Genomic DNA, 10,991 nt, shown 5'->3' on the forward strand with positions numbered 1-10,991 from the left:
TTTTTGTATCTAGATATGGGCTCGTACTCTAGAAACCTCAATTTTAACCACTAATAGACCTATGGGGGGATAGTCTAATTTCTTCTTTTTGAAACTTAACTTTCAATCGCAGCGATTTTGATTGAAAAATATTTTTCAACTTTTTCTTTTGAATTTAAATTTTGTTTGTGAATTGAATCATGACACGATGCACACACAGCTAGTAGGTTAGTGTAATCCAATCTCATATCCCATCTTTCATTAACAGGTACTATGTGATGGACTTCATCAACCCCCTCTAGTTTTCCTAATGCTCTACAAACCTCACATCTATGGTTAACATCTTTTCTCTTTTCATTTGAGAGCTTTTGCCATCTATAAGTTTTATAGAATTTATTATTTCTTTCTGTCTGTTGTGATTCGATTCTCTTTGGTTTATTGCTACAAGTTTCCTTGGTGTCATGGAATCTATTACAGTAACTACAAGACCTCAACAAAATAATCACCTCTATTTTTTTAATTTAAGGCATAACAAAAAGAGCTCCCAGCAAAAACTAGATACTCCTATTTTTAAAATATACCCTATTCATTTTTAATTACTCAGCTTATTAAGCTAAGCTACCTGAGTTAACTGAGTCACAATAAAGTAGCTAATCTCTAAGCATTTAGCTATTATTACTGTCTATTCTTAATCTATTGACTCAATTTACAGTATTGACTAATAGTAGGTAATATCTCTAAAGTAACCCACTTTCTAAATTTCTTAGCTTCAGGTTTTCTACATTAGACTCAATAGATAATCCTAAGTTTAACTTAGCCTTTTCATCTTCGCTCAAAGCTTGATTTTTATATCTTAATTCAACCTTTACATCTTCCTTTATAGCAGAGCCTAGCAATACTAAGCTCCATCTTAGAAAGGAATTGAGAAATGTAAAACCTCAATTAAGATATAAGTAGATTGAAGTAGAAGAAGTCCACTTAAAGACTTCTTAACTCTGAAATAAACCTAAATTAACAAAAGAAAAACTTTTAATATATATTTAACCACCGACTGTGGTTATTAACTAATTTACATATTGCCACTTAAAGCCATTGCTCTTACTAGACCTTCCATTGCAACATTTTAATATTCCTGACTTTCCAGTTCCAGTAGCTTCACAAGCTTCTCTAACAGAATCATATTCGGCAATAAGAACCCCATCCAAAGTAAATTGATAAACTCTCTTAGTATCTCTTTTCTTTTTAGGTCTATCGTTAAAAATAAGCTCATTATCTTTGTAACTCCACCTAAAGCCATTACAAGAGAATCTATCTCCATTGCAACACTTTGAAATACCATTTCTATCCGAATTTGTAGCTTCAGAAGCTACAATTATTCCACTATGCTCAGCTATTACTTCCCCCTCTAAAGTGTATTGAATAACTTTCTTTCTTCTACTCTCTACAATCTTCTTAGGCTTCGCTTTTGGCTCTACTTTTTCAACTGCTTTGTATCTTGATTCAATTAACGATTCAATAGTGTCTAATTTTTTATTTAACACTTTCGATACTTCCATTAAAACATCTTTAGACAAAACATATTGACTATCTTTGTAAGCCTTTGTAAGCTCCTGTAGTATCTCATAAGATAATTCTAGTATACTCTCTTGGATAATTTGCTTGTCATAAGCTTTAATTAGATTTTCTTGGAACTCAGTTTCATCTTTAGAAAACAATATACTTTCTAATAAACCTCTATTATTTAAAGTATTAATCTGTCTATTATCTATCCAAATTCCATACCTATCAGCAAATAATTCTTCTATTTTCTTCTTTATAACTTTTTTATATTGCACATCCGAATTAGAATGTCTACCTTGTCTTCCATTTGTATCTAAAAATTGTTGTTGCTTCTTAGTAAGTTTATCTCTATTATCCATAAAGAATTTAATAAATGAGTTTCCAAGAACTTTTTCCACAGTAAAATCTTCTTCATAATTACCTTGTTTATACATCATGCTATCAAGTATTTTATTAATATCTTCTACATCATCTGTTTCCAAATCTGAAAAATTCATAACATCTAATCTATGTCCAGTTTCTTCTTCAAATTGCTTAATTTTCTTATAATTACCCATATCATATGCGTAGCAACTAAGTATCTTTTCAACTAATTTGTAGAATCTCTTTATTTCTAAAGAATCAGAATCAAAAAATTCACCAAAGTTATCTACATTGACTTCTTTACTAGATTTTAATCCTTGCATTACACCCATAAAAGCTACCTGCATAGCATCATCAATATCAATGTAGTTATTTCTTAAAGTCATAACACTAGCTTTTCTTCTAAGACCCTTCATATAAATATTTTTCGGAACAATACTTAATCCACAGTATATATTTTTATGGTCTCCCACTTGGACATTTCTATCTTCAATTAGTCTATTTATTACTTTTTCCATACTCACAGTTTTCTTCCTTTCTATTAATTTTTTATAAGAAAAAAGACTAAGTATTGTACCTAGTCTTTAATCCTAATAGAGCAATAAGCTCCACTATAGGAAGAATTGTTATCTCGGCTCTACCGAGTGCCAAACTTGGCAATACAATATTCAATTTTTTATTATTTATTCTCTTAGTAGATAAAACTTAAAGAAAAAATTTAGTAATATTTTAAAGGAGAAATTATCAATGAAAACAAAAATCTACCATTAAGAATAAATAATAAAAAATCCACTTTTTACAGAAGTGGGAAACTGCCCATAAGGATTCACTCTAACTCTAATAAAAAAATAACCTTACCACCTCAAGACAAGACAGGACTCGAACCTGTAACCATTGTAACAATGCAACTGCTCTACCACATTGAGCTACTTGTCCATATTAATTGTATTTATATACCCATGTAAAACCATTGGCACTTTTTCTTTTGCTTGCTAATACTTTGTTTATATTACCTCTATTAAATCCAGCTCTTCCTGCTTCTGATATGCTTGGATATTCTGCTATAAAAGCTCCACTTTCTTTATCCAATTGTAGTATAGGTCTACTATTAGCTGTATTTAATGGATGTGGTCTATATAATCCCATATTTATTACCTACTTTCTATTTATTAATTGGAAAGTAAGTGGGAGACTTCACATCTCCAAATCTTACTATTAAGGCATCACTACCTTCACCTCACAAGCGTGGCTGTGCCACGCATATAACCACTATTGAAGTTAATTAACTTATTGCTCTAAGAACTGCATTGCTAAAGGCTAAAAACTTCGTTTTTAACCTTTCTTCGGGAAAAATTGATTTTTTGGGTCGCTCCACTTCGTTACGCTCGAAAAATCAATTATTTCCCTCAGGGGTTTTTGGGAATTTGATTTATAATATAAAAAGTTGTCACTATATTACTTGCAATACTAAATTAAATATATCAAGCAATATTGTGACAACTTTTATCCTATGAATTTTTTAACCATCTATAATTTATCCCTATCAACTCCCCATGATTTTTATATAATTAGTCACACAAACTGCGTTACTCATACTCATAACAACAAATTGAGCTAACCCTAGTTATAGCAATAAAAACTTGTGCACAAAAATGACCCTAAATCATATGAAAAGTGCACAAAAATGACTCTTTTTTAAGAAAAAAATTAGGTAGTGAAGCTAATCACCACCTAATACTAAATCCCTATCTTAAATAGATTTATTATTCCCTTTAATTCATCAATATTATTACCTGCATAGTAAATATCAGGATTAACTACAAAGAAACCTTTTAAAGCTCCTGTCGATATTTTGGCATAGGCATATTTATCATTTACTTTAATATCTAACAATTTCACATAGGTATTTTTTGTTAATCCTAAGTATTCAAACACTTCCTTTTGTTTCATTGGTTTAATTTTAGTCACATCTTCTTCTTTTGGATTATGGCAAACTACATTAAATTTATAGTTAATCATAGGTAATAACTTAAAGAATATTCCAAGTCTTTTATGCTCTTTTGTATTAGCATTTAAATACATATCTCTAATTGCATTATCAAACACTCTTGTGCTTTCTCGATTAAAACTTTCGGTTATTCTTCCTTTTTTGCTATACATCTTATCCACCATCAAAACTCCTTCATCATCCTTCTTTAATAATCCTATTTCAAATAAAAACTTCTTTGTATAAATAGTTTCTCTTGCAGATAGTCCTAAAACTTCTTGTAAATCTTTCTCAAACATATAAGCTCTGTCTTTACCTCTCAACTTACAGCCAAATTTGAGCTTGTTATCATATCCCATGTAAGTGCATAGATATATAAATCTAAATGCCATAGCACTCTCATACTTTCCATCAACAACAAACTTGTCCAAAGTTTTTTTGTACTTACTAAAGAAAAAACTACCAAAGTTTTCATCTATGAATCTTGAAAATTCATCCTTAGACTTTCTTATTTCTATTCCTTCCCTTTGATTAGATTGGTTTTTAGCCATCTCATGCATCAATTCAACTCTTACTTCTTCCTTTATTTGCTCTAGGGTTACAACCTCACCTGTCGCTAAATTTACTACTTCATCATTTGCATTGCACATGTAATATGTACCTCCTACTTCTATAAATTTACAGCTTAAGAACTGCATCGACTTCACCCCCTTTCCCTGAGGTAACTTTTAAATTAATTGCTCCTACTTTTATACTCATACATAATTATTCTTAGAAATTCCCTACTAAATTGTAGAGTTAGAACCTTCTTCTAAAATATATAAACTTGCCCATGTTGCTCCAATTCCCTTCTCGTACAGGGGTTTAAATCCCAAATATTCTAACCAAACTTTTAAGCCATCTTTTCTATCACTTCCATCTATAGAAGTTCTACCTGCTAATGTCCTAATTCTTTTAATCAATTCATATTGTTCTTCTTTTAATAGCCACCTATTTAAGTAATTTTCTCTAATACACTCAATGGCTTCTGTATCTTTCTTTTGTCTTTCTTTCAACTTAAAATCTTCTCTAATCTTTCTTTCAAGCTCCTTCTGTTCTCTCCTTGCATTAAATTCTGCTACTTTCTGTTTTAATTCCATAGTGTATTCTGTATCAAAAACATAATAATTAGTTCCTGTTATAACTCTTGGGATAAATAAATTTAAACATCCTCTTTCGTAAAATTTTCCTAACCTTATAACTTGACCCGATATAATGTTACTTTTCCCAACAAATGTACCAACTTCTTTTAATGTATTGCAGGATGCAACCATGTTAAAATCTAAATCATGTATAAAATATTTTGCCATTAATTGTTTCCTCCTTTAGTAGAATTAATTTCTCTCATTATGCACATTCTCACAAACCCTGCTAATGTTAACCCTAGTTTACCTGCTTCTTTTTCATAAAGCTCTTTTTCCTCTTTGGACATTCTCATTTTAAAACTTGTATCTTTTATCATACTTCCTCCATCTGATTACCCATTGTAGGTACATCTCTTATAAAGTTTTTAGGAGCTTACTGCTACCTGCCTTATTATTGCCTATGTGATTTAAAAATGTAAAACGATAATGAAAAAAGTTTAAAAAATAAACACCCTTCTTTCGAAGGATGTTCCTGTTTGTAATTTTTGAAAGTTAACTTTCAATTTTATGAGTAAATTATTGCAAAAAAAAGAAGCTCTAAAGCTTCTTCTACAATCTCATACCTATGTTAAACCCCATTTCTTTTACTATGTATAACACTCCTGCAAATACCACTACTACAACAACCAATTTAATTACATTCCTCCACATACTATTCTACCACCTTATTAATATATTCAATTACCTTTGATTCTGTAAGTTCATCCAAACAGCCACCATTGCACCCTTTAGCCAATACTACACTACCTTCTATTTCATCTATGTTGATATTTTCCTCGTACATATGCCCATTCTCTTGTTGATTATATAGAACAAAACACCCTAAGCTCTATTCATATCTTCCCTCAGCTTCTCCACCTAAACGCTCTTCTATAACATCCAATGTTATGTCTCCTAACTTAGACCATTTTCCTATTTGTCCAATTAATAGTATCATTTCATTACCCCTTACTAAAATATTTGCTATCATTTATCTCATTAAGTAATGAATAAACTCTGTATGCACTCATTTTATATCCCAATTTTTTTAATGTTGTTTCAACTTCAGCCACCGTATAAACTGGTTGTATTTTTAATAATCTATGAATCATACCTGAATCAATTAAATCTTTTGGGTTAACTGGTAGACCCAATCTCTTAACTCTAGTTCTAAGTGCTTGATAAGCCATTTCTCTATTGCCGAAATTATTTTTAGAAGTAGGTTTACTTTTTAGAATATATTCACTATCCATATTAAAATCAAATTTCTCTGTTGCATAAATGCTATCACTTGATTTATTTAAATAAGTTCTTTGAGCTATAGCTTCTTTTGTTATTTCCATGAACTGAGCATCCATTTTAATTTTTCTATTAGGTAATGTTATTGTGTTATTTTCAAAATCTACATCTGAAACCTTTAACTCTCTAATCTCCACCATATCTTCTCCACTAATACCATTGAATAACGCCATGACGATGAACTTATCTTGAGCATTAACAATTTCCCTTATTATTTCCATAAGTTCATCCTTAGTAATTATCACTTTTAATTTTTTCATTTACTTTCTCCTTCTCATATGCATTCCTGATACTACCTCTTTAGTAAATATATTAATTTTATCCATTTAACAGTAAATATTGTAATATAATTACTTATATTGTACAAGTTTCTTTTTTACTGTTCAGAATAAACTATGTATTTCATCCCCCAAAGCATTACTTCCTACAAGAAAAAGAAGCTCCAACTGAAGCTCCTTTAAATGAAGTCGATATTTTATTTATTATATTAAAAACTATATTACTATTTTTTTTATTTTTTCTTGCTTTTCCTTAATTAAATCTACTAAAAATTGTTCATAACTTTTGTCAGGAAGTGCTTTATTCTCCTCTTTTCCCAAAAGGGATAACATCGCTTGCGATTGCTTAAATGATGAAAAGCTATGTTTATTTATAGATAATGGTATACAATCATATAACTGTTGTAATTGCTCTAGTTGCTCTTTTAATGTAACGTTATTTATCTCACTACATTTTGCATTAGCACTTTTATTAATTATTTCCTGTAACTCCTCATAATTGGCTTTTTCAGTTCCAGTGCCTCTACGAACATAAATTTCTCCCTCTTTAAGAAATCTACCACTATCCTTATTACAAATAATTGGTAAATCACTATTGCTAACATTAACAAAAATCACTTGAAATTTTTTTCCCATAAGCTCCCCATAAACACTATTATCATAGAAAAAGTCTTTGAGTTCTATCTTATTCAATATTCGTTGTGGAATATAATTTTTAATTACATTGATAAAGTCTACTGCATCCTTTGTTTCCCCTTGAATTCCTTTTGAAATTAGAAAGCCATTCTCTTGAGTTACTCCAATAACAATACATCCACCACCACTATTACCTATTGCCAAAATAATTTTGCACATTCTTTCTAAATCAATCCATTCACCTTTAAACTCTATTCCATTAGCTTCTCCCATATTTTTTTTTAAAAATTCATCAAACTCTTCTATAGTAGGTTCTTTAAAAAAGTTCTTTAAGCTATCTTTATTAAAATCATTCACTACTCTATCCCCAATCCTTTTATTATTTATATTTTACAATATTTTTTATTCTGTAATTTGTATTCTATATAAAATCATACTTTTATTGCTTATGATAATTTTTACCATACTATTTGTTTTTTTTACTCTCTCTAATCTCATCACTAACTTTATTCAATAATAATTCCATATTATCTTTATAATTTTTAATTCTATCTTCTAATTCCTCAATTTCAAATCTAAAAACACCTTTTCTATCATAATACATTATGGCACGTTCCCACTCTAATTCTCCAATTTTTTTATGAAGATAATCAAATTCTTCTTTACATTTTTTTAGTTCGGGAGTAAGTTTTTTATCCATAGTTTTTACCTCTCTTTCAAACCAATAAACTCATTTTTTATTTCTTAGTTCAATAATTCAATATTAACATATTTTACAATTAAATTCCAATGCAAATAAATTTCATCATTTATTACAAATAAAATATTAGTTTTATCTCTGCTAATAGGTTTGCCTGAACCCCTGAAAATACTTAGAAATTTCACTGTGGAATTACTAGACGTTCCACCATAGAAATTTGATATATATTACCTTACATATATTACCTTATTATTTTATTTATTATTAGCTAATAGGAGAAACTACAGTTTCTATTTGCTAGTTAAATACATGATTATGAATTTATACTTTTCTACAGAACAACATTTCAATACTTCAATAAACATGATATAATGGTATTACATAGATTAAATATTGGAGGTTTCAGCAATGGCAAGAAAAGCAATTAACACTACAATAGATTCTGACTTAATGAAGGAAATAAAACTATTAGCTATTGAAGAAGATTGTAAGATTAATGATTTAATTGAAGAAGGCTTAAGACTAGTAATTGAAAAGAGAAATTCTAACAAGTAACCAAGTGAAAATATACTTGGTTATTTTTTTATCTAATTTTATGTTGTTATGTTGTTGACAACATAACAATAATTCCTTATAATATAAATATAGTTAACAACAAAACAACATGAAAGGAGGTAACTAATATGATTAAAGACTTATTACAATCAATGAACAACATCTACTCAGATACAAATCTAAATCTACATGAAAAGTCAATTCTTATGTATCTAATCAAACAATTTAATTGCAATGATGGATATGCTTATCCAAAATATGAAAACATCATGTCTGCTACTGGAATAGGTAGACGAGCTAATGTTGCTTCAGCACTTAAGTCTTTAGTTGTTAAAGGTTACATAACTATCAAAAAGGTTGTTGGTAACAAATCACATTACTTTATAGAAAAATATCTACACTTTGTAGAAGCAGAAATAGAAAAAAAGGTAGAAGAACCTTCTAATGAAGCTGATTCTACTGAAGATAAAAATTCAACTGGACAATCTTTTAATGGAATAGTAATTGGAAGTAATGTTGAAGATTCAATAAATGATACAGAGGAACTTCAAGCTGAAGAAGTTGAAGAAGCTAACTTCATAAACAATCCTAATAACAAAAGAATTGCTAAAGAATATGAAGATAACAAGAAATTTAAACTTACACCATTTTTCTTGAATGCTTTCAGCCACATAGATGATATTGTTTTAGAATTAGCTCTAAAAGAAAAGGCTAAGACTCCTACTCTATTGCTACAAAAATGCATAAGAATCTCTAAGCAAGTTGGTTCAGAAATAAAGTTCAGCAGAGAGTTTATAAATAAGGTTTTAAAATTTGAAGCTTACAGAAATGAATATGAATCAACTGAAGAAAATAATGAAATCTACTTGGCTTGGAAGAATATAGCACTTGGAATATGGTATTAAAATTAAAATAAAAAAAGCATCCCCAAAGATTGGGAACACTCTCATCTGAACAATGAAAGTATACCATCTTTGGAAGCTAATTTCAAGGAGGAAATAAAGAAATGAAAATATTTGAACACTTAACACCTGTAGTGATTGAGGAAATACTTAATGTATCAATCCAATATACTTTTGGGATAATAATCCACTTAGTAATATTACTAGCAATATTAGTAGGACTAAAATTGCTATTTAATTTTAGCTTGTTCAAAGCTATCAAAAAAACATTAACTAATTAAATTTAAGAAAAATTAAGCAAAGATAATATAGACAAATCAATGATAACAAAATCAAACAATTGGAGGAATTTGAAATGTGCAAAAAGTTAATAACCATTGACCTAGGGAACTCTTTACTGAAGGTTTTCAGTGAGAAAGGTGGAGTTTTCTATGAGAATAGAATGATTGAGAAAGACCCAAGCTTACTACTAGATGAAGAACATATCATAGTTGATGGTAAATGCTATGTGATGGGTATAGGAAGCTACCAACATCAATTTATTAAGACTAGCAAAGCATTTCTACCACAAGTGCTTTACTGTGTGGCTAAGAACTTACTTAACTCTAAGAATACAGTTAACTTAATATTAGGTCTACCTGCTTCGCAAATCGAGAATAAGAGCATCCTGATTGAAGCTCTAGCTAATAAGACCTTTGATGTAGTAGTAAATGGTGAAGCTAAGAAACTTAAAATCGCAACTGTAGGCTGTGTAGCTGAAGGTGTTAGCTCGTTCTACAGCCTACCACATAGACAAGGTAAAATAGCTATTGTAGACCTTGGTAGTAGGACAACTAGCGTAGTAACATTTACTTCAGGTAAACAGGATGCAACACCTATTACTATCAACATTGGTACTACTAACCTACTATCTAAGATTAAAGATAAGATGCTAAGTATGGGAATCACTGTTGAACTTGAGAAGGTATGGTGGTTATTAGAAGGTGGTAACTTTGACTTGAAGCTGTTTGATGCTGAGATAAAAGAACATATGCAACAACTAAAAAATGAAATCATGAAAGATTGTCCTTTACTTAAGTTCTATGATATTCGCTTATGTGGTGGAGGAACACATTTCTTGAAAAATGAGTTTAAAGATTCCTTCTCCAAAGTGGATGTTATTGACAAGTATCTGTTTGCTAATGCTCAAGGAAATTACAATATTGGAGTTGCAAAGGGGCTAGATAAGTAATGGACAGGGAACTAAGATTACAGTTAAGGCTCTATCCCCATAGAGAACAAGATGCAAAGATAATGGAACTGTTTGAAGGTAGCGTTAATCCAAACGCTACTCTCAAGCAACTTCTGTACGAACTAGCAACCAATACAATGAGTCAAAGAGTTACAGTAGTATCTACTGAGGTTGCAACTACTAAACAGCAAGAGGAAGCTCCTGAGGAATTTGAAGATATAGATGCTGATGAAATTGATATATTTTAGAATGAAAGCTCCTTATGGGAGAGTAGATAGATTTGTGTAAAAAACAAATCTATCTACTCTTTTTTTGTATGATTAGTTGGTAGATTTGGA

The 10,991-nt window shown here is 29.9% G+C and carries 15 protein-coding genes and 1 tRNA gene; 4 read left to right on the plus strand and 12 right to left on the minus strand.

The genetic code is table 11. The annotated features are described in order from the left end of the window. Window positions 1-95: 95 nt before the first annotated feature. From ABUA17_RS12595 to ABUA17_RS12650, 12 genes are all read right to left on the minus strand, one after another. The gene (locus ABUA17_RS12595) at window positions 96-476 is read right to left on the minus strand and encodes an HNH endonuclease (protein ID WP_349819618.1); all 381 of its coding nucleotides are present in this window, start codon (window positions 474-476) and stop codon (window positions 96-98) included. Between the two features lie 240 nt (window positions 477-716). Then, window positions 717-875, minus strand: a complete 159-nt coding sequence (locus ABUA17_RS12600; protein WP_349818050.1) for a hypothetical protein — start codon at window positions 873-875, stop codon at window positions 717-719. Window positions 876-1,043: 168 nt separating this feature from the next. Continuing rightward, window positions 1,044-2,420, minus strand: coding sequence for an NUMOD1 domain-containing DNA-binding protein (locus ABUA17_RS12605; RefSeq protein ID WP_349818049.1), 1,377 nt, complete (start codon window positions 2,418-2,420; stop codon window positions 1,044-1,046). A 346-nt stretch (window positions 2,421-2,766) separates the two neighbouring features. Beyond that, window positions 2,767-2,838, minus strand: a tRNA-OTHER gene (locus ABUA17_RS12610). A gap of 3 nt (window positions 2,839-2,841) precedes the next feature. After that, window positions 2,842-3,048 (minus strand): hypothetical protein, encoded by a 207-nt coding sequence (locus ABUA17_RS12615; RefSeq protein WP_349818048.1) that lies wholly within the window; start codon window positions 3,046-3,048, stop codon window positions 2,842-2,844. Between the two features lie 591 nt (window positions 3,049-3,639). Continuing rightward, entirely contained in the window at window positions 3,640-4,587 is a 948-nt protein-coding gene (locus ABUA17_RS12620) for a hypothetical protein (protein ID WP_349818047.1), read from the minus strand. Window positions 4,588-4,674: 87 nt separating this feature from the next. After that, a complete protein-coding gene (locus ABUA17_RS12625) occupies window positions 4,675-5,238 on the minus strand; it encodes a hypothetical protein (RefSeq protein WP_349818046.1) in 564 nt (187 codons plus the stop codon). Beyond that, on the minus strand, window positions 5,238-5,390 hold the full coding sequence (locus ABUA17_RS12630) for a hypothetical protein (protein WP_349818045.1): 153 nt from the start codon (window positions 5,388-5,390) through the stop codon (window positions 5,238-5,240). The genes ABUA17_RS12625 and ABUA17_RS12630 overlap by 1 nt, the downstream gene beginning before the upstream one ends. A gap of 335 nt (window positions 5,391-5,725) precedes the next feature. After that, window positions 5,726-5,857 carry a hypothetical protein gene (locus ABUA17_RS12635; RefSeq protein WP_349818044.1) on the minus strand — a complete coding sequence of 44 codons (132 nt, stop codon included), beginning with the start codon at window positions 5,855-5,857 and terminating at the stop codon, window positions 5,726-5,728. 157 nt (window positions 5,858-6,014) lie between these two features. Next, window positions 6,015-6,611, minus strand: coding sequence for a phage lytic cycle repressor MrpR family protein (locus ABUA17_RS12640; RefSeq protein WP_349818043.1), 597 nt, complete (start codon window positions 6,609-6,611; stop codon window positions 6,015-6,017). 234 nt (window positions 6,612-6,845) lie between these two features. Then, the gene (locus ABUA17_RS12645) at window positions 6,846-7,622 is read right to left on the minus strand and encodes an AlbA family DNA-binding domain-containing protein (protein ID WP_349818042.1); all 777 of its coding nucleotides are present in this window, start codon (window positions 7,620-7,622) and stop codon (window positions 6,846-6,848) included. Window positions 7,623-7,731: 109 nt separating this feature from the next. After that, complete coding sequence (locus tag ABUA17_RS12650; protein ID WP_349818041.1) at window positions 7,732-7,965, minus strand: hypothetical protein; 234 nt, start codon at window positions 7,963-7,965, stop codon at window positions 7,732-7,734. Between the two features lie 408 nt (window positions 7,966-8,373). Here ABUA17_RS12650 and ABUA17_RS12655 point away from each other — a divergent pair, with 408 nt between their 5' ends. The 4 genes from ABUA17_RS12655 (at window position 8,374) to ABUA17_RS12670 (ending at window position 10,653) form a co-directional block, all read left to right on the plus strand. After that, window positions 8,374-8,520 carry a hypothetical protein gene (locus ABUA17_RS12655; RefSeq protein WP_349818040.1) on the plus strand — a complete coding sequence of 49 codons (147 nt, stop codon included), beginning with the start codon at window positions 8,374-8,376 and terminating at the stop codon, window positions 8,518-8,520. Window positions 8,521-8,648: 128 nt separating this feature from the next. Beyond that, window positions 8,649-9,425, plus strand: a complete 777-nt coding sequence (locus tag ABUA17_RS12660; RefSeq protein ID WP_349818039.1) for a helix-turn-helix domain-containing protein — start codon at window positions 8,649-8,651, stop codon at window positions 9,423-9,425. Window positions 9,426-9,526: 101 nt separating this feature from the next. Next, window positions 9,527-9,703, plus strand: coding sequence for a hypothetical protein (locus ABUA17_RS12665; protein WP_349818038.1), 177 nt, complete (start codon window positions 9,527-9,529; stop codon window positions 9,701-9,703). A gap of 74 nt (window positions 9,704-9,777) precedes the next feature. Further along, window positions 9,778-10,653, plus strand: coding sequence for a ParM/StbA family protein (locus tag ABUA17_RS12670; protein ID WP_349818037.1), 876 nt, complete (start codon window positions 9,778-9,780; stop codon window positions 10,651-10,653). Window positions 10,654-10,991 lie beyond the last annotated feature (338 nt).

The organism is Clostridium sp. RTP31139st1_H3_RTP31139_211217, assembly GCF_040227035.1.
GTDB lineage: Bacteria > Bacillota > Clostridia > Clostridiales > Clostridiaceae > Clostridium > Clostridium saudiense.